This is a genomic window from Streptomyces kryoterrae, assembly GCF_054072135.1.
The window spans coordinates 675749-699245 of sequence record NZ_CM133358.1; the positions used below are offsets into that span (position 1 = coordinate 675749).

Below are 23497 nucleotides of genomic sequence, written 5' to 3' on the forward strand. Positions count from 1 at the left end.
TTCTGGCCGTCACCGCACGGGCACGCCCTCGTGCGGTTGCCGTACGTCGAGTACGGGCGGGAGGCTCGCCCCAAGCCGGCGTCCCGGCCGACTTAGAAAGCGCTTGTCCGGACATTGGCAGACCGAGTCCGAAACCGTCAATCCTTCTTCCGCGCCGCCTCGGTCACGGTTTGGACTCCTCTGGCGACCGCGAGCCGCGCCGCGCCCACCACGGTGCCGAGATCACCGACCTGACTGCTGACCACTTCGGTGGGCCAGCTCAGCCGCTCCAGTTCGGCCCGCACACCAGGAAGGAGCTGCGGAAACGCGCCGGTGCTGCCGCCCAGGACGAGCAGCCCGGGGTCCAGTACGGCGGTCACCGCGGCGGCCAGCCGACCCACGTCCACCGCGTGCCGGTCGACGATGGCGCGGGCCGTGGCGTCCCCCTGTCCAGCCAGAGCGAACAGTTGTTCGATGTTGCGGGGGCACAAACCATCGGATTCCGGCCAGGCGTCGGCGGCCCGGCGCAGCAGGGAGCGGGCGCCGATGTACTCCTCCAGGGCCTCGTGGCGGGGCTCCTGGCCGTCGTCCCAGGGGTAGGGCAGCCGGGCGAGCTCTCCGGCCGCCCCGTTCGCCCCGGCCAGCACGTGGCCCCCCACGACGATGCCGAGACCGATACCGACACCGATCCGCAGATAGCCGAAGGTGTGCCAACCGCGCGCCGCGCCTTCGTGCAGCTCGGCGAGCGCGGCGCAGTTGACGTTGTTCTCGAGGTGGACGGGCACCTCGGGCGGCAGCGCCACGGCCACCGCGTCGAAGACGGGTCCCGCCTTGGCGGTCGCCGGACGTACGGTGCCCTCCTCGGCGCGCGCGGTGACGTCACCGACGGCCACGACGATGGTGCGCAGCGGAGCGTCGGCGGGAAGCGCGGACAGCGCTTCGCGCACCACGTCGGCGGCCTCCTCGCGGGAACCGGTGGCCTCGGCGAGCAGGGTGCCGTCCAGGGCGCAGCCGCGCACCCGGGTCAGGGCCGGGCCGAGGTCGACGGCGAGTACGGAGCCGGCCGCGGGACCGAGTCCGTATACGGCGGCGGAACGGCCCGTACCCCCGGAGGCGATGCCCGAGTGGGCGGCGAGCCCGGCGCTCTCCAGCTCCGCCACGGCGGAGGACACGGTCGGCTTCGACAGGCCCGCCAGACTCGCGAGCTGCGGCCGGGTGGCCGTGCCCGCCCCGGCCAGCACGGCGAACACCGCGCTCCCGCTCTCGGTCAGGCGGGGGGCCTTCGCCACGTCGTGTTCCACAGTCTCCCCAAGGTCGAGGGCCGCGCTCCCCCGGTAGCTCGATGTCGTGGGATGCGGCGATGGGATGCCCTGGTATCGCGGTTTCCCGCCGCGTTCCGGCCCGGTCGGGCCACCACTGCGGTCGGGTGCGCGATACCTCTTGACACGCACTGTACTTCGTTAGTTAACTTCCTAACGAATGTCACGGTACTCGCCTGCCGTGTCCGCCCAGAGGCCCGTCCCGGGGCTTCCCTAGCCCTTCCGTACGTCAGGTTTTCCCTGCTCCAGGCACGGTTCGCCCACCGTCGCGCCACAGCGCAACGACGAAAGAGGTTTCCGTGCAGGACTCCCCCTTCCCACGCCCGCTCGTCGTGGGTATCGACGTGGGCGGTACCAAGACGCACCTGCGCGCCTGCGCCGGAGACGATCCGGTCGCCGAGCACGTCCGCCCGAGCAGCGGCTGGCGGCCGCACGACCCCGTGGCCGCCGCCGACTGGCTGGCCGCACTGGTCGCCGGCGCCCTGCCCGCGGGCGTGCGCCCGTCCGCCGTCGCTGTGGGCGCCCACGCCTGCGAGACGCCCCGGCAGTGCGAGGAGATCCGCTCCGTCCTTCGGCAACGTCTCGGTGTGCCGTGTCTGGTCGTCGGCGACGCCGAACTGCTGGTCCCGGCGGCGGGACTGGACAAGGGTGTCGGGCTGGTCGCCGGCACCGGCTCGGTGGCCGTCGGACGACGCCCCGACGGCACTCTCGTCCAGGTCGGCGGCTGGGGCGCGGCACTCGGTGACGAAGGAGGGGCGGCGGGTCTCGTGCGCGAGGCCGCGCGGGCCGTCTGGGCCGCCCATGACCGGGGCGAGGCGCCCGACCCGCTCGCCGAGGGGCTCGTTTCCGCCTTCGGGGTGAGTGAGGTGCCCGCGCTGGGCGCGGCGCTGGAGAGCGCCACGGACGTCTCCGCCGAATGGGGACGGCACGCTCCCGTGGTGTTCGAGGCCGCCGCGAGGGGCTCCCTGATCGCCGGAGAGGTGATCGCCGAGGGGGGCCGTGCCCTCGCGTCACTCGTGGTGCGCCTCGCCAGGCGCGGGGTCCCCGTCGACGACGTGGTGGTCTCGGGCGGTACGGTGCTCGCCCAACCCGCCCTGCACGACGCGCTGCTGGCGTCACTTGCCATACTCCTCCCGGGTGCCCGGCTACGGCCGTTGCGGGTGCCGCCGGTGGTGGGCTCCGTGGCGCTGGCCCGTTCACTCGTATGACACGTCCCTGACACCGAGTACCCCCCGGCCGGACATGGCCCGACCGTAGATCTTCACCCGTACGACTCACCCTCACCGCAGACCGCGCACGGTCGGCACGTCTCCTGTGCTGCCCGAGAGCCGGTCGTCGGCACCACCACCCTCCCGGCCGCAGGGCCGAAGAACTCAAGAGAGGCATCGCATGCCGTCAGCAGCCGGGCCCCACGCCACCTCGTCGGCCCGTGGCCGTGAACTCGCGGACAGACGCGGGTTCCTCCGTACCTCCCTCGGCGCGTCGGCGGCTCTGCTCGCCGCACCGACCGCCGTCAGCTGGCTGGCAGCGGCCGACGCGAAGGCCGCGACCACGTCTCTCGCGGCAGCCGCCGACACGACGACCGCCACCGCGCCTCTCGCGTTCGTCGACGACTACAGCACGAACATCGTCGCCAACTCGACACCCGAGACCAACGCGGTCATCCGCGCCCTCGGCGGCTTCGCCCAGGTGTGGAAGACCGGCGACGCCTGGAACACGGGCACGCCGCTGCAGCCCGCGGTCCTGCGCGCCAACATGCGGTACAGCATCCAGCTCACGGGGCTGCGCACGGAGGCGCAGGCGAGGGAGGCGTTCGTCTACGACCGCCAGCACCAGAGCTACGCCATCATCAACGGGCTGGGCCCGCTGGCCGAGTTGTACCGTTCGGGCGCCAAGGCGGTCACCTCGATCACCACGGCCCCGCACAGCATCCCGGCGGCCAAGATCAACGACGCCGTCCCGGCCGACGCGCCCGCGGGCTCCGCGTTGGGCGCCGGCTCGTACGACTCGGACCTCGGCCAGGTGGCCAAGCTCGTCGACACCGTGCGTGGGGACTTCACCTCCAGCAACCCCGCCAAGTTCAGCTTCCAGTACCCGCGTCCGTGGCGGATGAACGAGGACAGCCAGGTCGTCGACACCGGACAGGTCGACGGACTCGGTTACCCGGTCTACGACTCCGATGTCGTCGTCGTGACGCAGCTGCTGCGGCAGCGCAGCGACGTCCCGGCCGAGGACGGCGGTTTCCCCAGCGGTCACACCAACGCCTTCCACCTGGCGGCCCTGGCGTACGCGTACGCGGTCCCGGAGCGCTTCCAGGAGATCGTGACCCGTGCCTTCGAGCTGAGCCACACCCGGATCATGTCCGGCATGCACTCCACGGTCGACGTCATCGGCGGCCGGATCATGGCCACCGCGCTGGCCGCCGCCGTGCTGTACAAGCCGGAGAACACCGCGCTCAAGGCCGCCGCGCGCAAGCAGGCCGCCGAGTACTTCCAGGCCAGGACGGGCACGACGGCGGACACACTGTTCGCCTACGCGCACTCCGACGCCCACGACAAGTACGCCGACCGCGCCGCGAACCGCGCCCTGGTGACGCCCAAGCTGACGTACGTCCTGAACCGGCAGGGCCGCTCGACGCCGCTGACCGTGCCGAAGGGCGCCGAGGTACTGCTGGAGACGCGGCTTCCGTACCTGACGGCCGACCAGCGCCGGGCGGTGCTGCGCTCGACCGCGCTGCCCTCCGGGTACGTCCTGCTCGACGGCTTCGAGCAGTGGGGACGGCTCAACCTGTTCGCAGCGGCCGACGGCTACGGCTCCTTCGAGTCCGACGTGACCGTCACGCTCGACGCGGCGGCCCACGGCTTCGGTGCGGCCGACGCCTGGCGCAACGACATCGACGGCCGGGGCAGGCTGACGAAGACCGGCACCGGCAAGCTCACCCTGACCGGCCAGAACACCTACACGGGCGGGACGGTCCTCAAGGCCGGCACGCTGGTCTCGGCCTCGTCCCACGCGCTGGGCCGCGGCGACGTCCGCGTGCAGGCCGGGACGCTGCTGGTGACCGAGCCCGTTCAGCTGCACGGCTCGTACGTCCAGGACGCGGGAACGCTGGCGGTCACGCTGCGCAAGGACCGTCACAAGGAGGTCGTGACGGTGGCCCGGCAGGTGCAGCTCGGGAAGGGCAACCTCCTGTCGCTGACCCTCGACGCCAAGAACCCGCCGGCCGTGGGCAGCGTTGTCCCCGTCATAGCCGCTTCGGCGATCCATGGCCACTTCACCCGTGTCGTGGTGAACTCCGACAAGATCCGCGCCGTACCCGTCTACACGGCCAAGGGGCTGTCGGTACGACTCCTGAAGCGGTAACGCGCGCCGCGAGGCGGGAGCTGATGCGAGAGTAGGGCCATGGCCCGGCTCCGGATCACTCCCGCCGCGCGGTCGGCGTCACCGCGGGGCGGACGATGACGCACGATCGGCACACGGTTCCCGACCTCAGGACTCCCCCCGACGCGGGGAGCCCGCCCGGCTCCGAGGCTCCGGAGGAGGTGCTCCCCGGTGCCACTCCCGCCACGCCGGGGACCCCGACCGGACGCGCGCGGCTGCTCGCCCGTCCCGGACGCCACCGCCGTCCGCTGGTCCTGCTCGCCGTGGCCGTCCTGCTCCTCCAGATGGCCGTGGCGATGGTCACCACGGCGGTGGAGCAGACACCCACCATCGACGAGCCGGTGTACGTCGGCACGGCGGCCGTCTACCTCCACGAGCACAGCCTGCGCCTCAACCCCGAGCACCCGCCGCTGGGCAAGCTGATCGTCGCCGCCGGGGTGGCCGCCGCCGGCCCGCACTTCGACCGGGGCTACGACGGTGACCAGAGCCATGTGGGCCGCCATCTGCTCTACGAGTCCGGCAACGACCCCTGGCGGCTGATGCTGTGGGCGCGGCTGCCGGTGATCGCGCTGACGCTGCTCTTCGGGCTGGTGGTGTTCGCCTTCGGCCGTGAACTCGCCGGTGCGGTGGGCGGATTGGGAGCGCTCACCCTCTACACGTTCTCGCCGGACGTCATCGCGCACGGCTCACTGGCGACGCTCGATGTACCGGCGGCCGGGTTCGTGCTGACGTCGGTGTGGCTGCTGTGGCGGGCACGGTGGCGGCCCCGGCTGTGTCTTCCGCTCGCCGGAGCGGCGCTCGGGGCTGCCGTGGCCACCAAGATGAACACCCTCGCCGCCGTCCCCGTGCTGCTCCTGCTGGCCGGCCTGTCGGTGTGGCATTCCCGGCGTACGACGGCTCCGGGAGCGCGGCTGAAGCCGCTCGCGCGGGCGGTCGCGGGTGCGGCCCTGGTGGCGCTGGTCGCGGTGGCCGTCGTATGGGCGTCGTATCTCGTCGTGGACCCTCGGCTGCGCTGGACGCCGTCCGTTGGCGAGGTTCCGGCCGTGCACGGGCTGCGGGGCCTGCTGACCGGCCTGCTGCCCTTCCCGGAGGCCTACCGCGACGGGTTGCGGATCCAGTTCGGCCTGGAGAACGCGCACTGGGAGGGCTTCCTCTTCGGGCGGCACTACGAGGGTTCCCTCTGGTACTACCTGCCGGCCGCGCTCCTGGTGAAGACACCGCTCGGCATGCTGGCGCTCTGGGTGGCGGGCACGGCCGCGTTCTTGACGATCCGTCATCTGCGTCCCGCCGCGCCCTACTTGCTGCTTCCGGCGGCGGTGCTGCTGGCCGCGGCCATGCACGGGCAGCGGGACTTCGGGGTGCGGTACGCCATCTTCGTCCCGATGTTCGGGGCGGTGGTGGCGGTCGGTGTGCCGGCGGTGCGGCGCCGGTGGGTGCCGGTCGTGGCGGCGGGGCTGCTGGCGTTCGTGGCGGTCAGTTCGCTGCGGACGTTCCCGTTCTATCTGCCGTACGCCAACGAGGCGTTCGGCGGTACCGCGAAGACACACGAGCGGCTGCACGACTCCAACGTCGACTGGGGGCAGGATCTCGGACGCCTCGCGGACCGGCTGCGGGACCGGTACGCGGGGCAGCGGGTCTGGCTGGTCTACAAGGGCAGCGGCGTGCCGTCGTACTACGGGATCCACGCGTCCGATCCGCGCCTCCGGCCCGAACGGAAGGTACGCGGGCTGCTCGTGGTGTCGGACTCGTCGGTCGCCAAGGCGCGGGGGCGACTGGCGCGGCTGATCCACAGCAGCCACGAGGTCGACGAGGTCGGCCACTCGATCACGATCTTCCACAGGTGAACGGTGGGCTATGTTGAGTCGCTGTGGGAGACGAACGAGGCACATCGGTGCCATCGCCGCAGCAGGCACGCGCCCAGGCGTCCGCGATCACCTCGGGGAAGACGGCCCCGGAGGTGGAAGCGGCCCCGGCCTCCCGGCTGCGGGAGTTGTTCGACGGGCCCCGGCTCTCCCCCGGGCAGCGGCGCATCGCGCAGTATCTGATCGAGCACATCACCGAGGCCGCGTTCCTGTCGATCACGGACCTGGCGGACCGGGTGGGCGTGAGCCAGCCGTCGGTGACCCGGTTCGCGGCGGCCGTCGGCTTCAGCGGCTACCCCGCGCTGCGCGAGCGGCTCCAGGCCATCGCGCTCAGCACCCTCGCGAACGCGCCGGGCACGGCGGAGGAGAACCGCAGCAACGAACTCCAGGCGGCGGTGGACGCCGAGATCGCGAACCTGGAGAATCTGCGGCGCGACTTCGCCGACCCGGACCGGGTGATCGAGGTCGGCCGGAGCCTGTCGCGCTCGACTCCGCTGACCGTGCTCGGCCTGCGGATCTCCGGGTCGCTGGCCGAGTACTTCGCCTACGCCGCCCGCCGTATCCATCCCGACGTCCGGCTGGTGACCCGGGGCGGCAGTGTCGCCTACGACGCGCTCCTCCAGTCGCGGGAGGCGGGAGGCACCTGGGTGCTGGCCTACTCGATGCCCCGGCACGCGCAGGAGACGCTCACCGCGGTGCGGGTCGCCCGGCGGGCCGGGCTGCGGGTGGCCCTGATCACCGATCTGGCCCTCGGCCCGCTGGCCGACGAGGCCGACATCGCCTTCGCCACCGGTACGGGCTCCCGGCTGGTGTTCGACTCGTACGCCGGGCCCGCGGTGCTGTCGGCCGCGCTGCTCCAGGCCATGACGGACGCCGATCCGGAGCGGACCCAGGGGCGCCTGGAGGAGTACGAGCAGAGCGCCGACCTGCACCAGTTCTTCCTCCGGGACTAAATCGGCCGTCCGTGTCCTCGTACGGGTCGTATGGGTGTTCATCCCGTTTTGTGCATGAATTTTTTCATACTTCTTGCAAACCGGACGGCATATATAAATACTGCTCACGGATCGCGTCCCGGTGGGACTCCGGAACGCGATCCACGCCTGCGCACCCGCTGCCGCCGTCTCCTACCCGCGTCGGCGCCGCGGGTGTCCGGACGGGTGCCGCCTGCGCGAACGCCCGTTGCGGCCCCGGCCATCCCCTGGGCCGGGGCCGCTGAATCCCGTCGCACCACCCTGTCGACGCCGCACTCCCGGAAGCGATGACCATGCCCATGACGTCCACGATGACCACACGGATCAGCCCGGACTGGCCCTGTCAGGTCAAGATTCCCGGCAGCTACGACTGGGAGCGCTCGGCGGTCAAGTGGCTGCGCGAGCTGGTACCGACGCGCTACGCGGGCTACCCCACGCTGATGCGTCACCCCGTCCTGCTGGCCCGCCACGCGCACATCCAGGTCCAGCACGAGATCCGCGTCGCCCGCACCGCCCTCCAGACGGCCCGCGCCGACCTGCCCGGCCTCGGCCTGAGCGAGTCGGTCATCGAGCACACGATCAAGATGTACGCCGCCGAGGTGCTCCAGCTCCAGCACATCGCCCGCAGCATCCGCGCGGTCACCCAGGCTCTGGTCGACACCCACGCCGCCCGCTGAGCCCGCCCGCCGGGTCGGCGCTGTCTGGTGACGGCCGGCCGGCCGTCACCAGGGCGTTCAGGACCCCGTACGGGACTCCAGGTCCTTGCGCGTGTCGTCGCCGTAGACGCCCGACTCGTCGCCACGGATGCCGTACCAGAGCTGGAAGCGGGCCACGGCCTCGGTGAGGGCGGTGTCGTAACTGCCGCTCGTGGCGCCGTGGGTGTAGACGTCCGGAATGCGCAGCAGACGTTCCTGCAGGTCCGTCACCTCGGGGCCGCTGGCTCCCTCACGCAGGGTGCCCCGGCCGTCCGGGTCGGCCGCGACGGGCGCCGACGGGGCGGGGGTGGCGGCCGGGGTGACCGAGGGCGCCGGCCGGACCTCGTCGCCCTCGGCGCTGCCCGGGAGCAGCAGGGCCGACCCGAAGCCGACCAGGGCCGCCGCACCGACGGCGACCACGACAGCGGCCCGGCGCAGGTTCGGGCCGAACCCGAAGCCCCTGTCGGTGCGTTTCGTCCGTTCGGCACGTCGGCGGCGGGACACGGGAGGCAGCTCCTGCGTCGCGTCCTCGGCACCGGGAGCCGGGCGGGGCGTGGGCCGGGGCAGAGGCACGGACTCGTAGCCCTCCGGGATTCCGGCCATCGCCTCCTCGTGCTCCCGCATGAGCTGCGCCAGTGACTCGGTGCGGCGACGGCGCACCACGCGCGTCGGCTCCAGGGGTCGGCGGCCTTCCGGCCGGCCCGGTGCGGGCGATGTCGACACTCTGCTCCCCTTCCCAGCGTTGTCCTGCGTACGGACTTCACACGGGCCGCGTACGGCAGTGCCGTCGGCTCCGTGAAGTGATACGCGTTCGGATGCCACCCGGTTCAGCACGGCGGGCAGAGGTTGCGGGAAGCCTGCGTCCGGTTCCGCCCCGGCTCAGGGCGAAACACGGACGACGAAGTGGTCCGGGGCCGGGCGCGGCAGGCCGTCGCGGACCTCGAGGGCGGTGGCCTCGGCTCGGAGGCGGCGCCGGTTTTGCGGAGCAGATGTTCGATGGTCTCCCGGCTCGTCGACCCGTGACGTGGCCCTGGGCGGCCTGCCGGCCCGCAGCGGGATACCCGGAGTGCACTCAGTTCCCCCCACGCAGCGCACTGAGTGCCATCGGCCCCGGTCTGATGCTAGTTTCCCGACCATGACCAAACCGCCCATGCGGGACGCCCTGGTCGCGGCGGCCTTCCAGCTGTTCCTGGAGCGGGGCTACGAGCAGACCACCGTGGACGACATCGTGGCGCTGGCCGGGGTCGGGCGCCGGTCGTTCTTCCGCTACTTCCCCTCCAAGGAGGACGTGGTCTTCCCCGACCACGAGCGGTGCCTCGCCGACATGACGGCATACCTGGCCGACAGCGCGGAGGACACGGAACCGGTCGGACGGGTGTGCGACGCCGCCCGTATGGTCCTGCTCATGTACGCTGAGAACCCGGCCTTCTCCGTCCAGCGCTACCGCCTCACCAAGAAGGTCCCCGGGCTGCGGGCCTCCGAACTGTCGGTGGTCTGGCGGTACGAGCGAGCCCTGGCCGCCTATCTGCGCGGGCGTTTCGCCGGCCGGCCCGACGGGACGCTCCAGGCCGACGTGATCGCGGCGTCCGTCGTCGCGGCCCACAACAACGCGCTTCGCTCCTGGCTGCGCTCGGACGGACACGGCGACGCGACCACGGCCGTCGACCACGCCCTTGACTACGTGAAGGCCGCGTTCGGCACTCCGCCCTCGGCTCCCGGCCGGCACGAGCCCGCACCCGAGTCCGAGGACGTGGTGGTCGTCGTCTCGCGACGCGGGGCGCCGATGTGGCGGGTCGTCCAGAAGATCGAGTCCGCGCTCACCACCCCGCCCGAGAATTGAGGGTACGCAGTGCCTTTACGCGTGACACTGAGTGCCATACCCTGAGGTCGTGCACGGTGGCACGGCGAACCGCGCACGTCGGATTTCAGGCCGAGCGCAGGGAGATGACACCGTGTACCACTCACTAGGCGCCACTCGTCCGATGACCATCGGTTCCGCCACGGGCCTGCTCGACGCCCCGGCCGACGCGAACACCCTCGTCTTCCAGCGCTGCGGCTGGTGCGCCAGCGCCATGTACCACCGGCTGCTCTGCCCGGTCTGCGCGGGCAGCGACCTGCGCACGGAGCGCAGCGAGGGCACGGGCACGGTCCGGCACGCCACGGTGGTCAACCGGAACACGCCGGCCGCGCGGAATGTGTCGCTGGTCGAGATGGCCGAGGGCTTCGTCGTGCGAGGCCGGGTGATGGGCCCGGCCGCCGGCATCCACAGCGGGGACCGGGTCCGGCTGTCCACGGCGAAGGACCCGGTGCGCGGCGAGCCGGTGTTCCAGCTGCTCGACGAGCCGTACCGGGCCTGGATCTGACACTTCATCACCTCATCGCGCACTGAAGGCACACCCGCCCTCCGCTTCGCCAACCGCCGCGCCACGCACGTCCATCGATCCTCCTCCACAGGCAACCCACAGGTCCTTGGTCCCGTCCTTCGAGGCGAGAGGGGCCGTCGGGAACCCGGGGCTCCCCAGCAAGGCCAGGAGGAGGAGACCGTTGCTACGTGCGCGGCGAATACGGGTCACCGCTGCGGTGGTACTCGCGGTGATGGGAAGCTCGCCCGGATGGGCACAGGCGCAGCAGCCGGCCCGGTCACAGGTGGCGGCCCAACAGCTGCCCCCGGGATGGACGTTCACCGGTGACGGTGCGGAGCGGCAGCTCGTCTGGCACTCCGGCAGACCGGTACCGACGGGTGACGCGCGCGTCGAGTTCTACGCGGGCGGCCGGTTGCTCGGCCGGCCCTTGGCCGCGCATGACGGCCGGACGTTCCGGCTTCCCCTGGAAGTGGCCCTGAAGACCGGCGGCCTCAAGGGGGCCAGGGCGTTCCAGGACCTCCAAGTACACGCCGGTGGACGCCGGTTGGACGCGGCGGGCCTCGCGGCGGTCCCGGACCGGCGCCGCGCACCGGTCGCCCCGCCCGCCCCGGCGCCGGCCAGTCCCGTCGACCCCGGCAAGCCGGGCTCGTACCGTACGGTCTCGGGTGAGTACACGCTCGACTCGGTGAAACTGCCCGGGATGCCCGTGCCGGTGGAGATGAAGGCCGTGGTGGTCGCCCCGAGCGGGGCCACCGGCCGCAGGCCGCTCGCGCTGTTCCTGCACGGACGCCACTCCACCTGCTACAAGCCCGGCAGCAACGATGTCACCGGCGACTGGCCCTGCCCGGCCGGCGAGAAGCAGATTCCGAGCTACCGGGGCTATCTGCGCGACCAGAAGCTCCTGGCGTCCCAGGGCTATGTGACGGTGTCGATCTCCGCCAACGGCATCAACGCCCAGGACTCGGCGCTCGAGGACGCCGGGGCCCAGGCACGCTCCTCCCTCGTCCGGCAGCATCTCGCCCGCTGGGCGGGCTGGGCGGCGAACCGGCCCTCGGCACCGGCGATCGTACGGACCGCACCGCCCGCCGACCTCTCCCGGGTGCTGCTGGTCGGCCACTCACGGGGCGGCGAGGGCGTCAACCGGGCCGCGATGGACAGCCTGTACCGGCCGGCGGCCGGCCAGGACGGGTACGGCGGCCCGGTGCGCTGGAACATCCGGGGCACCGTCCTCATCGGCCCGACGATCTTCGGACAGAACCCGGTCGCCGACGTGCCGTCGATGACGATTCTGCCCGGCTGCGACGGCGACGTGTCCGATCTCCAGGGCGAGTTGGCCGTGGACGGCACCCGTGGGATCAGCCGCGGCGCCGCCCTGCACAGCGCGGTCTACGTGATCGGCGCCAACCACAACTACTTCAACACCGAGTGGACGCCGGGGCAGGCGCAGGCACCGGCGGAGGACGACTTCTGGTCGGACCCGGACGGCCGGGACCCGGTGTGCGACATGGGCACCAGGACCCGGCTCACCGCCGACCAGCAGCACAGGGCGGGCGCCTCCTACATCGCGGCGGCGGCCCGGCTGTTCGTCGCGGGCGACGACCGGGTACGTCCGCTGCTCGACGGCTCCGGCCTGCGGGCGCCGTCCGCCGACCCGGCGCGCGTCCTCACGCACGCGGTGGGCGGAAACCGTTCGGCCGGCATCCTGCCGGACGGCGCGGTGACCGTGCAGGGCGGCGGCGGACGACTGTGTTCGGCGGTGGACGACCGTCCTTCGGTCAGGTGCCTGGCCGCGGACGCCGGCCAGTCCCCGCACTTCGCGGGCTGGATGACGGAGCGGGAGGTGGGTCGCCGGGCGGTCGCACTCAAGTGGTCGCAGCCCGGGACCGCGGTGCGGGTGAGCCCCGGGCGACCGGTGTCCCTCGGCGGCGCCAAGGCTCTCGCCCTGCGCGTCATCGTGCCGCCCAACAGCACCGGAACGCAGCTGGACGTGTCCGTCACCGACACCGCCGGCAAGCGCGCCACGCTCGGCCGGATCCGGGTGGACGGGCTGCCCGGAAGCCCGCGCACGGCCTCGTACTGGGCGCGGGAGGTCCGCGTACCGCTGTCCGCCGCCGCCCGGGCCGGGGTCGACCTGCGCAGGGTGCGGAGCGTGGAGCTGACTCCGCGCAGCCCTGCGGGACAGGCCTGGCTGATCGACACCTGGGGCTGGCGCCCCGGCACACCCGCGGTGCGCCCGGCCACGCTGCCGCGCGTCGACCTGGGACGGCTGACCGTCAAGGAAGGCGACTTTGGAACCCGTACCTACCGGGTGCCGGTCCGGATCGCCGGGCAGGGTGGCGGCACGGTCCGGCTCTACGTCCAGAATCCCGGGACGGACACGATGACCAGCCGACTGGTCACGGTGCGACAGGGCGAGCAGAGCATCGACGTGGCGGTGACGGTGAAGGGCGACACGCTGTACGACTACGACGTCTGGCGCAGCGTGTTCGTGAAGGCGGTGCGCGGTGCGGTCGTCGGCTCGTACAGCGGCGGGGTGACCGTCGAGAACGACGATCCCCGGCCCACGGTCACCATCACCCCGGTCGCGGACCGGGTCACCGAGGGACAACGGCTGACCTGGCGCGCGACACTGTCGGCGCCCTCCCGCGCCGACATGTACTCCGTTCTGGAGGTGCTGCCGGTCACCGGCGGCACCGAACTGTCCACGACGGACGTCGACCCGGCGTGGCTTGCGGACGTCACCGGTGAGTCGCCGCTGCCGGAGCGGCCGTTGTCCAAGGTCGACGGGCTCCATCTGTACGTGTCCGTCCCGCCGGGCGAGTTGACGGCGGACCTGAGCCTGCCGACGGTCGCGGACGCGGTGACGGAGCCGGCGGAGTCGGTGCGGCTGCGGGTGGCCGACTTCGACGAGGAGACGGGCGAGCCGGCGCCTGGGCCCGAGTTCCTGGGAACGGTGCTGGACGCCTCGTAGGGGCGGGATTCGAAGGTGGGACCGCTGCCCCTGCGGGGCGCGGTCCCACCTTCAGCTGTTCACGAGAGTGATCCGGATTCCGACCGTGCCCGTCCTGCCGCGCCGCAGTCGGCTGCCGAACAGGGTGAGGCGGCCCACCGCGCCGTACTTGCGGGCGAGGAGTTGCCGGTAGACGTCGGTCGCGGGCTGGTCGAGGAGCTCGGCGGTGCCGGGCACCGACTCGCCGGTCGGGTTGCCGCGGACGTCGCAGGGGCCGACAAGGACGTCGGCGCGGTCGCGGATCCGCTTCACCTTCCAGGAGTCCGCCACCGACCAGGCGCCGAGCGCGTCCCCGTCCCGCACCACCCAGACCGGGGTCGCGACGGACGTGCCGTTCTTGCGGAAGCTGGTGATCAGCAGGTATTTGCCCGCGCCGAGCCGGTCCAGGGTGCTGGTGTCGTCCATGCGGACGAGTTTAGGCGCCGGGACTCCGGCCGGGCCGGTCGGCACCTTCACCACGTACCGCCGTTCATGCGCCGGCCGCCCGCAGACCGTGGTCGATGAGTTCCGCCAGTCGGGCCACGTGCTCCGGCGTCGGGTCCAGCAGGGGTGCCCGTACGCCGCCGACGTCCAGGCCCCGGAGGGTCACGCCGGCCTTGATCAGCGACACCGCGTATCCCGGTACCTCGTCGCGGAGTCGGACGAGTGGGCCGTAGAACTCGTCGAGGAGCTTCGTGACCAGGGCCTCGTCGCTCTCTCCCAGCGCCCGGTGGAACGCGGTGGCGATCTCCGGGGCGAAGGCGAACACGGCGGACGAGTACAGGTCGACGCCGACGCCCCGGTAGGCGGCGGCTGTCATCTCGGCGGTCGGGAGGCCGTTGAAGAAGGCGAAGTCCTCGCCGCCGGGCAGCGCCCTTACGGTGCGCACGATGCGGTGCATGTGTTCGAGGTCGCCGATGCCGTCCTTGAGGCCGGCGACCCCGGGCATGCTCGCGATCTCGGCGGCCGACGCCTCGGTGAGGCGGGCGGTGCCGCGCTGGTAGAAGATCACCGGCAGTCCGGCGGCCGACGTGACCTCACGCGCGTACCGCACGAGCCCCTGCTGTGGTGCGGTCACCAGGTACGGCGGCAGCAACAGGACGCCGTCGGCGCCGGCCTCCCGGATCCGGGCCGCCTGGTCGAGGGCGACGGGCACCGGACCGCCCGCGGCGGCCAGCACGGGGACTCGGCCGGCGGTCGTGGCGACCGCGATCCCGGTCGCCTCCCCGATCTCGACGGGCGTCAGCGCGTGGAACTCGCCGGTGCCGCAAGCCACGAACACCCCGCCGGCACCGGCGGCGACCCCGGCCTCGATGTGCTGGGCGAGGCGTTCCCGGTCCAGCGATCCGTCCGCCGCGAAGGGCGTGACCGGGAAGAACAGCACTCCTTGGAAGTTCATGCCTCTCCCAGACATCCCACACATCCCATCCCATACATAGGGAAACCCTTTGTTCATATTTATGAATATGATTCACGATTCTAAATATTCGCTGTACGGTACGAGCGGTTTCGGTTATATGTCAAGACATGGTTCGTACGAGGGGCACGGTGTGACCCGGCAGTGCACGGAAGTCGAGATCGCCTGCGACGAGTCGGGGTCGGACGGCGAGAACCTGACCGGTGGTAACACCGACGTCTTCGCGCACGCCAGCGTGGACGTGCCCATGGAGTCGGCGGCGGCGGCCGTCCGTGAGATTCGCGACCGGATCCGGTCGCCCGCCGAGGAGTACAAGGCGAACCATCTGCTGCGGGAGAAGCACCGGGCGGTCCTCGAGTGGCTGCTCGCCCCCTCGGGACCGCTGCACGGGCGGGCGTACGTCCATCTCACGGAGAAGACCTTCTTCATGGTGGAGCGGGTCCTCGGCCTGCTCCTCGGCGACCCGGCCGGCGCCCTTCCCCTCTGCCGTGCGGGCGCCGACGCCTTCGGGGCCGAGCGGTGGAAGGGGTTCCTGGCGGCGGCCAACGCCCTGCTCCGGGTGCGCGGCGACACCGACGGCGCACCCGGGGCGCCCGTCGACGCGTTCTTCCGCGCGGTCGACTCCCTGACCCCGCAGGCGTCAAAGCTCCGGGACCCGGAGGCGGCGGACGTACTGGGACTGCTCGGCGGCGCCCGCTCCCGCGCCGCGGACCACCGGGCCCGGCTGCTCGCCGCCCCCGCCCTGATCCCCGTACTCAACCCGCTGCTGCCCGCGATCGTGCGGACGGCCGCCTACTGGAGTGCCGACGGACGGTCCGTCCTGCTGGTGCACGACCGGCAGAACATGCTGACGGACGAGCGCATCGGGTGGCTCAAGGACACCGCCCGGATCGGCGGGCTGCGCCTCGTCGTCGCCCGGGACGACACCCGCGTACAGCTGGCCGACTTCCTCGCCGGAATCGCCCGCAGCATCGCCTCCCACGAGCTGAACGGCCGCGGTGACGCGACACTCACCGCGCTGCTGCGGCCGTATGTGGACACGGGATCCGTATGGGGCGACGAACGCAGCCGGGGACAGCTGTTCGGAGCTGCTCACAACTGATCCGTCAGGACCCTCGCCAACATCAACAACCTTGTCTAGATTGCCGGTTGACACTCTCCCGCAGGTGCCCTGGAGCTGCCCCCGTGCCCGAGAACTCGCCGGCCGCGTCGCTGCACGCCCGCATCAACTCGCGACAGCCGCACACGGCCCGGATCTGGAACTACTGGCTCGGCGGCCGGGACCACTACGAGGTCGACCGGGCGGCGGGTGACCGGATCCGTGAACTGCACCCGGGTATCGGCGAGTACGCCCGCGCGGACCGCCTCTTCCTGGGGCGGGCTGTGCGCCATCTGGTCGCCGAGTGCGGGATACGGCAGTTTCTCGACATCGGGACGGGACTGCCGACCGCCGACAACACGCACGAGGTGGCCCAGAAGATCGCGCCGGACACCCGGGTCGTGTACGTGGACAACGATCCGCTCGTCATGGTGCACGCCCGCGCCCTTCTCACCAGCACCCCCGAGGGGCGCACCGACCATGTCGACGAGGACCTGCGCAACGTCGACGCGATCCTCGAACAGGCCGCGCGCACCCTGGACCTCACCCGGCCCGTCGCCCTGATGCTGCTCGGGGTGGTCATCTTCCTCGACGACGAGGAGGACCCGCACGGTGTCGTACGACGCCTGCTGGACGCCCTTCCCCCGGGCAGCCATCTCGCGCTCTCGCACACCATCACCGGACCCGCGACGGCCGAGGTGGACGCGGCGGTCCGGTACTGGAACGCGCACGGCACACCCCGGCTGACCCAGCGCAGCCCCGACGAGGTGGCACGTTTCTTCGACGGACTGGACCTTTTGGAGCCGGGAGTCGTGTCGTGCTCGCACTGGCGCCCGGACGGACTCCGGCCCGGGGAGGGCGAGCCGGCGGAGGTCGCCATGTACTGCGGAGTGGCCCGCAAGGCCTGACACGATCAGCCCTCGGCCGGCCGACCCGAACGGGATCTTGGAGTCGGTGAACACGAAGACCTCTCGCCACGTATGGAAGTGAGGGTCACTCAACGACCGGAGGGCCCCGCGGTGTCGATACCGCGCGTTCAGGGTTCGGGAGCCATTGATGAGGCACGCACGACGACGGATCGTCCGGCGAGCGACACGGCTGGCGGCCGTCGGCGGAGTCATCCTCGGCGGATTAATGGTCACCCAGGCCGTGGCGACCGAGCCCCCACAAGTCAACCTGCCCTTCAGCTCCGCCCAGGCGGCCGGCACCACCGGCAGCGAGCTCGTCAGCGAGCTCGGCACCGACCGGACGGCGGGCAGCTGGATCGCGGCCGACGGGAAGCCGGTCGTCGCGGTGACCGATGCCGCGGCGGCGGCCGAGGTCGAGAAGGCGGGCGCCCGCGCCAAGGTCGTGGACCACAGCATGAACGACCTCAAGTCGGCGACGCAGACGCTGCGTTCGGCGCCGCGTGTGGCGGGCACGGCATGGGCGGTCGACTACACGAAGAACGAGGTGGTCGTCCAGGCCGACACCACCGTGTCGGCCGCCGACTGGGCGAAGCTGGCCGCGGTCGCCAAGAGCATCGGCGGTTCCGTGCGCATGGAGCGGAGCGGTGGCACCTTCACCACCCGTATCAACGCGGCGCAGCCGATCCTGTCGACCGGCGGACGCTGCTCGGCGGGCTTCAACGTGACCAACGGTTCGGCCGACTTCATCCTCACGGCCGGTCACTGCGGGCCCAACGGTTCGGTGTGGTTCGCGGACACCGGGGGCTCGACGGAGATCGGCAAGACGATCAGCGACAGCTTCCCGATCAACGACTACTCGCTGGTGCAGTACAACGGCGGATCGGCCGGTGACGGCGCCGATGTCGTCGCCATCGGCAACGGTCGGGGCGTACGCATCACGGGTGCGGCCGATCCGACCGTCGGCCAGAAGGTGTTCCGCAGCGGCAGCACCACCGGGCTGCGCGACGGCAAGGTGACGGGGCTCAACGCCACGGTCAACTACCCGGAGGGCACGGTGTCGGGCCTGATCGAGACCACCGTGTGCGCCGAGGCGGGTGACAGCGGCGGCCCGTTGTTCTCCGAGGGCATCGCACTCGGGATCACCTCGGGCGGCAACGGCGACTGCAAGACCGGCGGTACGACGTTCTTCCAGCCGGTGACCAAGGCGCTGGCCGCGCTCAACGTCCGGCTGATCGGCCAGCCTGGCCAGGCGGCCGCTCCGGCGCCGTCCGCGACCGCCACGCAGAGCGCCGTCGCCCCCGGGGAGGCCCAGCCGGGCTCGGTGGCGCCGGTGACGGGCGGTACCGCGGGGGAGGCGTTGCTGGACCGGCTCGCGGACCCGAAGAACGTGGGGCCCGGACTGCTGATCGTGGGCGGCAGTCTGATCGCCCTGGTCGCCACGCGATGGTTCCGGGTCGAACAGGACCGGCGGGACTACCGCCGGTCGTACTCGGCCACGTGGAGCTGAGACACACAAGAGGCCGGGGCTGACGCGCGGTGCGCGGCCCCGGCCCTGCTGCCCGGATGTCGAACGAAAGTGGTTACGCGTCGCGCCCGGGGTGCGGGGAGGCCGCGGCCCACTCGGCGACGAGCTGCTGATAGGTCAGCCGCTGCTCACTGTTGAGGATCCCGCCCGACCGGAGCCAGAGTGCCCGGATCTCTTCGTTGACGTCAGCTGCCGAGCGATCAGGGGCGGATTGAAGAGTGGTGGACATGCTGTGAAGCATATGCCGCTCCGAGTGAAGACCAAATAGATTAATACGGATTATTCCGACATTGGTGACCGTGTTGCTGATCACGTCCACCGCCCGATATCTACCACTTCCGCGTCGGCGTTCATCTGTCGGCAGCCCCCAGTACCAGCACCTGAAGTGCGAGGACGGCGGCCCCGCGCGCCCAGTCGTGGAAGTCGGAGACCTTGGTCTCCAGGTTCACCGGGTCCGCGAGCGGATGCCGGTTGGCGAGGATGCTCTCCTGGACGGCGGCGCCCGCCGCTTCGACGAGCCCGACCCCCTCGCCGGCGAGCAGGATCTTCTCGGGCATCGCGAAGTTGGCGATCTGGGCGACCAGTGTGCCCAGCGCGCGGGCCGCCTCGTCGACGACGCGGGCCGTCATGGGGTCACCGGCGGCGGCTCGGGCGAGGATCTCGTCGTACGTCATGTCGTGGCCGGTGGCGGCGCGGATCTGGTAGCGGATGCTGGGGATGGTGAGCAGGGAGATGGCGCTTCCACGCTCTCCGTCGGGGGTGAGCGGGCCGTTCGGGTTGACGATCCAGCGGCGCCCGATGCCGCGGCCGTCCTCGGACGACTGCACGCGCCGACCGCCGCTGACCAGGCCGTAGCCGAGGCCCGCTCCTATGGTGAGGACCGCGAAGCGGTCGAGGCCGCGGCCCGCGCCGAACCAGCTCTCGGCCTCGACCAGGGCGGTGACATCGTTCTCGACGACCACCCGCAGTCCGGTGCGTTCCTCGACGAGTTCGGCGAACGGGACGTCGTGCCAGTCGAGGAAGACGGAGTCGGCGACCACGGAGCGGTTATCGACGCGTCCGCCGACGCCGATCCCGATGCCTGACACCGCGGGGTGGGCGGCGGTCAGTTCGGCGGTCATCTCGCCGACCAGGTCGGCCACCTGGGCCGGATCGTGGCTGGCGAGGGGCCGGTCGAGGCGGGCGACGACGACGCTGCGCAGTGTGGTGACGACGCTGTAGACCATATCCTCGGTGATCTTGAAGCCGAGGAAGGCGCGGGACTCGGCGACGACGTCGAGCGGCTGCGAGGGGCGCCCCTGGCGCACCTCGGCCGGGGAGCCGGCGTCGGGCACCTCGACGAGCAGTCCTGATTCGAGCAGCGGTTTGGTCAGCCGGGTGAGGCTGCCGGCGGAGAGGTCGAGCCGCCGGGCGAGTTCGGCGCGGGACAGGGGGCCGTTGACGAGCACCTCGATCGCCACCGAGCGCTCGCCGGGACTCAGCGGCGGCCAGCCGTCGGTCACTGCGGTCATGACGTCGAACCCCTCACCTTTTCTTTTGCCATGGAAGTAACGTAGACCAGCAAGGTCACCATACGGCTGGATTCCGCACCTGGAAAAGATGTCTGCCCGCATCTTGACGGATGGATTGTTCCACCTCGAAAGTAAGTGCCCTGAGGACGAGCCGCCGACGAGCAGACGAGGGAGTCGCTCCATGACCGTCGCCTCCACCAGCCCTCCCCTGCGTCGACCACGCGGCGACGGCGCGCTCGCGGCGCTCTTCGTCGCCCCGGCGATGCTGGGCTTCCTGGTGTTCCTGCTCTGGCCGACGCTGCGGGGCGTCTACCTGAGCTTCACCCGCTTCAACCTGCTGACCCCGGCCGAGTGGGTGGGCCTCGACAACTACGTCCGGATGGTCAACGATCCCATCTTCTGGGACTCGTTGACGGTCACCGTCGAGTACGTCGCCATCAACATCGGTGTGCAGACGGTGTCGGCGCTCGCCGTCGCCGTACTGCTCCAGCGGCTGACCCGGTCCGCGGTGCTGCGCGGGATCGTGCTCACCCCGTATCTGATGTCGAACGTCGTCGCGGGCATCGTCTGGCTCTGGATCCTCGACACCCAGCTCGGTATCGGCAACGAGATCGTCGCCGGCCTCGGCTTCGACCGGATCCCGTTCCTCGCGGACGAGACCTGGGCGATCCCGACGATCGCGCTGATCAACGTGTGGCGGCACGTCGGCTACACCGCGCTGCTGCTCTTCGCGGGCCTCCAGGCCATCCCGGCCGACATGTACGAGGCGGCCAAGGTGGACGGGGCGAGCGAGTGGCGGATGTTCTGGCGCATCACCATGCCGTTGCTGCGACCGGTCCTCGCGGTGGTCCTGATCATGACGGTGATCGGCTCGTTCCAGGTGTTCGACACGGTCGCGGTGACGACGGCGGGCGGTCCGGCCAACGCCACCAACGTCCTGCAGTTCTACATCTACGGCTCCGCCTTCGGCCGCTTCCAGTTCGGCTACGCGTCCGCGATGTCCGTGGCCCTGCTGGTCGTGCTGAGCGCGATCACCTTCCTCCAGTACCGGCTCACCCGGGCCGGCCACACCGACCTCGGCTGACCGGGAGAAGGAGCACGCGATGGCAACCCTGACGACACCCGCCACGACCCCGACACCCGCCAAGGCGGCCGTACGGCCGGTGCGGCCCACACCCTCCCTCGGGCGGATCGCCGCCTGGGCGGTGATGGCCGTGATCGTGCTGGTCACCCTGCTGCCGTTCTACTGGATCCTGCGCACCGCGCTGTCCACCAACGCGGGGCTCGCCGCAGACCCGACGAACCCTCTGCCGGTGCACCCGACGACCGGCGGTTTCGAGCGGGCGCTCGGCCTGCAGTCCACCAAGGAGGCCATCGCACAGGGCGGCGCGGGCGGTGGCCTGGACTTCTGGCGCTACCTCCTCAACTCGGTCGTCGTGTCGACCCTGATCACCGGCTGCCAGATCTTCTTCTCGGCGATGGCCGCCTATGCCTTCGCCCGGCTGCGCTGGCGCGGCCGGGACACGGTCTTCGGGCTGTTCCTGGCGGGGCTGATGGTCCCGGCGATCTTCACCCTGCTGCCGAACTTCGTCCTCATCAAGCAACTCGGCCTGGTGGACAGCCTGTTGGGGATCTCGCTGCCGACGATGTTCATGACGCCGTTCGCGGTGTTCTTCCTGCGCCAGTTCTTCATGAACATCCCGCGCGAGGTCGAGGAGGCGGCGCTGCTCGACGGCGCCGGCAAGGTCCGCGTGTTCTTCCGGGTGCTGCTGCCGATGGCGTCCACGCCGGTGCTCACGCTCGCGATCCTGACGTACATCACCGCCTGGAACGACTACTTCTGGCCGCTGATGGTGTCGTACAGCGACAGTTCGCGCGTGCTCACGGTGGCGCTGGCGATCTTCCGGGCACAGACCCCGCAGACGGGCGTCGACTGGTCGGGGCTGATGGCGGCGACGCTGATCGCCGCGCTGCCGATGCTCGTGCTGTTCGGGTGCTTCGCACGCCGCATCGTGAGCTCCGTCGGCTTCACGGGCATCAAGTGACCGCGCCGACCGACCACCTGGTCAACCGATCGACCGAGAGGACGGACATGCGAATTCGTACGGTCGTCGCACTGACCGGAGCCCTGGCACTGTCCCTCGTGACCGGTTGCGCGCAGGGCGGAGCGGCCGGCTCGTCGGCGGACACGGTGACCTACTGGCTGTGGGACGCCAACCAGCAGCCCGCCTACGAGGCCTGCGCGAAGGACTTCGAGCGGGAGAACCCCGGCCTGACGGTGAAGATCACCCAGCTGGGCTGGGACGACTACTGGACCAAGCTCACCGCGAGCTTCATCGCCGGCACCCAGCCGGACGTGTTCACCGACCACATCCAGAAGTTCGGCCAGTTCGCCGACCTGAAGGTCCTCGAACCGCTCGACGACCTCGGCATCGACGACTCCGCCTACCAGCCCGGCCTCGCCGCCAACTGGATGGGGCAGGACGGCCACCGCTACGGCACTCCGAAGGACTGGGACACCGTCGCCCTCTTCTACAACCGGAAGCTGGCGAAGGCCGCCGGTCTCACGGCCGCACAGCTGAACGGCCTCTCCTGGAACCCCAAGGACGGCGGCACCTTCGAGAAGGCGATCGCGCACCTCACCGTCGACAGGAACGGCAAACGGGGCGACGAGGCCGGCTTCGACAAGGACAACGTCAAGGTGTACGGCCTGGCCACCAACGGCGGCGGCGACGGCGACGGCCAGACCCAGTGGAGCACCTTCGCCGCCTCGGCGGGCTGGACCTACACGAACGAGCAGCGCTGGGGCACCGAGTACCAGTACGACAGCAGCACCTTCCAGTCGGTGATCAAGTGGTACTTCGGCCTGGCGAAGAAGGGCTACATGGTCCCCTTCACGGACTACAACTCCCAGTCCAACCAGGCCAACACCCAGATCTCGTCGGGCCGGGCGGCAGCGGCGCTCGACGGTGCCTGGATGATCTCGTCGTACGCCGGCTTCAAGGACCTGGACATCGCCACCGCCGTCACTCCGGCCGGCCCGACGGGCAGACGCGCGACGATGATGAACGGCCTCGCCGACTCCATCACCAAGGACGCCCACAACATGCCGGGCGCCAAGAAGTGGGTCGCATACCTGGCATCGGCCAAGTGTCAGCAGAAGGTGGGGAGTTACGGGATCGTCTTCCCGGCCACGCCCGACGGCACGAAGGCAGCGGTGGCCGCGTACAAGAAGAAGGGCATCGACGTCTCGGCGTTCACCACGCCGGTCGCCGACGAGAAGGCGGGCGGGAAGGAGTTCGCCACCTTCTCCTACCCGATCACCAACTACGCGGCGGACGTGTACGCGTTGATGCACCCGGCCATGCAGGACATCTTCGGCAACGGCAGGTCCGTGACCAGCCTCGACCGGACCAACAGCCAGATCAACCTGATCCTCGACCAGTGACGACACCCGAGTCACCGGTCGGACAACCAA

General features: G+C 71.1%; 20 protein-coding genes. 14 read left to right on the forward strand and 6 right to left on the reverse strand.

Annotation, left to right across the window (positions count from 1 at the left end; all coding sequences use genetic code 11):
- Positions 1 to 137 precede the first annotated feature (137 nt).
- On the reverse strand, positions 138 to 1268 hold the full coding sequence (locus tag ACW4TU_RS02555; RefSeq protein WP_457424174.1) for an ROK family transcriptional regulator: 1131 nt from the start codon (positions 1266 to 1268) through the stop codon (positions 138 to 140).
- Positions 1269 to 1597: 329 nt separating this feature from the next.
- On the opposite strand from ACW4TU_RS02555, the gene ACW4TU_RS02560 reads away from it, so the two are divergent.
- From ACW4TU_RS02560 to ACW4TU_RS02580, 5 genes are all read left to right on the forward strand, one after another.
- Positions 1598 to 2506, forward strand: coding sequence for an N-acetylglucosamine kinase (locus ACW4TU_RS02560; protein ID WP_457424176.1), 909 nt, complete (start codon positions 1598 to 1600; stop codon positions 2504 to 2506).
- A gap of 181 nt (positions 2507 to 2687) precedes the next feature.
- Entirely contained in the window at positions 2688 to 4661 is a 1974-nt protein-coding gene (locus tag ACW4TU_RS02565) for a phosphatase PAP2 family protein (RefSeq protein ID WP_457424178.1), read from the forward strand.
- Positions 4662 to 4756: 95 nt separating this feature from the next.
- On the forward strand, positions 4757 to 6523 hold the full coding sequence (locus ACW4TU_RS02570) for an ArnT family glycosyltransferase (protein ID WP_457424180.1): 1767 nt from the start codon (positions 4757 to 4759) through the stop codon (positions 6521 to 6523).
- 47 nt (positions 6524 to 6570) lie between these two features.
- Positions 6571 to 7494: a MurR/RpiR family transcriptional regulator gene (locus tag ACW4TU_RS02575; protein WP_457424182.1), complete on the forward strand. Its 924-nt coding sequence runs from the start codon at positions 6571 to 6573 to the stop codon at positions 7492 to 7494.
- A gap of 305 nt (positions 7495 to 7799) precedes the next feature.
- Positions 7800 to 8189, forward strand: a complete 390-nt coding sequence (locus ACW4TU_RS02580) for a hypothetical protein (protein WP_457424184.1) — start codon at positions 7800 to 7802, stop codon at positions 8187 to 8189.
- A 57-nt stretch (positions 8190 to 8246) separates the two neighbouring features.
- Here ACW4TU_RS02580 and ACW4TU_RS02585 read toward each other — a convergent pair whose 3' ends face one another.
- Positions 8247 to 8930, reverse strand: coding sequence for a peptidoglycan-binding domain-containing protein (locus tag ACW4TU_RS02585; protein ID WP_457424186.1), 684 nt, complete (start codon positions 8928 to 8930; stop codon positions 8247 to 8249).
- Between the two features lie 427 nt (positions 8931 to 9357).
- Here ACW4TU_RS02585 and ACW4TU_RS02590 point away from each other — a divergent pair, with 427 nt between their 5' ends.
- The 3 genes from ACW4TU_RS02590 (at position 9358) to ACW4TU_RS02600 (ending at position 13541) form a co-directional block, all read left to right on the forward strand.
- Entirely contained in the window at positions 9358 to 10047 is a 690-nt protein-coding gene (locus ACW4TU_RS02590; RefSeq protein WP_457430667.1) for a TetR family transcriptional regulator, read from the forward strand.
- Positions 10048 to 10189: 142 nt separating this feature from the next.
- The gene (locus ACW4TU_RS02595; protein ID WP_457424188.1) at positions 10190 to 10570 is read left to right on the forward strand and encodes a Zn-ribbon domain-containing OB-fold protein; all 381 of its coding nucleotides are present in this window, start codon (positions 10190 to 10192) and stop codon (positions 10568 to 10570) included.
- Between the two features lie 181 nt (positions 10571 to 10751).
- Positions 10752 to 13541, forward strand: coding sequence for an alpha/beta hydrolase (locus ACW4TU_RS02600; protein WP_457424190.1), 2790 nt, complete (start codon positions 10752 to 10754; stop codon positions 13539 to 13541).
- A 51-nt stretch (positions 13542 to 13592) separates the two neighbouring features.
- Here the strand turns inward: ACW4TU_RS02600 and ACW4TU_RS02605 are convergent, their stop codons facing one another.
- Both ACW4TU_RS02605 and ACW4TU_RS02610 read right to left on the reverse strand, forming a co-directional pair.
- The gene (locus tag ACW4TU_RS02605) at positions 13593 to 13985 is read right to left on the reverse strand and encodes a PPOX class F420-dependent oxidoreductase (RefSeq protein WP_457424192.1); all 393 of its coding nucleotides are present in this window, start codon (positions 13983 to 13985) and stop codon (positions 13593 to 13595) included.
- Between the two features lie 64 nt (positions 13986 to 14049).
- Positions 14050 to 14958: a 5-dehydro-4-deoxyglucarate dehydratase gene (locus ACW4TU_RS02610; RefSeq protein WP_457424194.1), complete on the reverse strand. Its 909-nt coding sequence runs from the start codon at positions 14956 to 14958 to the stop codon at positions 14050 to 14052.
- Between the two features lie 151 nt (positions 14959 to 15109).
- On the opposite strand from ACW4TU_RS02610, the gene ACW4TU_RS02615 reads away from it, so the two are divergent.
- The 3 genes from ACW4TU_RS02615 to ACW4TU_RS02625 all read left to right on the forward strand — a co-directional run bounded on the left by ACW4TU_RS02615 (position 15110) and on the right by ACW4TU_RS02625 (position 18490).
- On the forward strand, positions 15110 to 16078 hold the full coding sequence (locus ACW4TU_RS02615; RefSeq protein ID WP_457424196.1) for a hypothetical protein: 969 nt from the start codon (positions 15110 to 15112) through the stop codon (positions 16076 to 16078).
- A gap of 83 nt (positions 16079 to 16161) precedes the next feature.
- On the forward strand, positions 16162 to 16983 hold the full coding sequence (locus ACW4TU_RS02620; protein WP_457424198.1) for an SAM-dependent methyltransferase: 822 nt from the start codon (positions 16162 to 16164) through the stop codon (positions 16981 to 16983).
- 148 nt (positions 16984 to 17131) lie between these two features.
- Positions 17132 to 18490: a S1 family peptidase gene (locus ACW4TU_RS02625; protein WP_457424200.1), complete on the forward strand. Its 1359-nt coding sequence runs from the start codon at positions 17132 to 17134 to the stop codon at positions 18488 to 18490.
- Between the two features lie 73 nt (positions 18491 to 18563).
- Here ACW4TU_RS02625 and ACW4TU_RS02630 read toward each other — a convergent pair whose 3' ends face one another.
- Both ACW4TU_RS02630 and ACW4TU_RS02635 read right to left on the reverse strand, forming a co-directional pair.
- The gene (locus ACW4TU_RS02630; RefSeq protein WP_327699462.1) at positions 18564 to 18749 is read right to left on the reverse strand and encodes a hypothetical protein; all 186 of its coding nucleotides are present in this window, start codon (positions 18747 to 18749) and stop codon (positions 18564 to 18566) included.
- Between the two features lie 109 nt (positions 18750 to 18858).
- Positions 18859 to 20019, reverse strand: a complete 1161-nt coding sequence (locus ACW4TU_RS02635) for an ROK family transcriptional regulator (protein ID WP_457424202.1) — start codon at positions 20017 to 20019, stop codon at positions 18859 to 18861.
- Between the two features lie 181 nt (positions 20020 to 20200).
- Between ACW4TU_RS02635 and ACW4TU_RS02640 the strand changes: the two genes are divergently transcribed.
- From ACW4TU_RS02640 to ACW4TU_RS02650, 3 genes are read left to right on the forward strand one after another with little or no spacing between them, the layout of a single operon-like run.
- On the forward strand, positions 20201 to 21103 hold the full coding sequence (locus ACW4TU_RS02640) for a carbohydrate ABC transporter permease (RefSeq protein WP_457424204.1): 903 nt from the start codon (positions 20201 to 20203) through the stop codon (positions 21101 to 21103).
- A 19-nt stretch (positions 21104 to 21122) separates the two neighbouring features.
- Positions 21123 to 22064 (forward strand): carbohydrate ABC transporter permease, encoded by a 942-nt coding sequence (locus tag ACW4TU_RS02645; RefSeq protein ID WP_457424206.1) that lies wholly within the window; start codon positions 21123 to 21125, stop codon positions 22062 to 22064.
- A 47-nt stretch (positions 22065 to 22111) separates the two neighbouring features.
- Complete coding sequence (locus ACW4TU_RS02650) at positions 22112 to 23467, forward strand: ABC transporter substrate-binding protein (protein ID WP_457424208.1); 1356 nt, start codon at positions 22112 to 22114, stop codon at positions 23465 to 23467.
- Positions 23468 to 23497 lie beyond the last annotated feature (30 nt).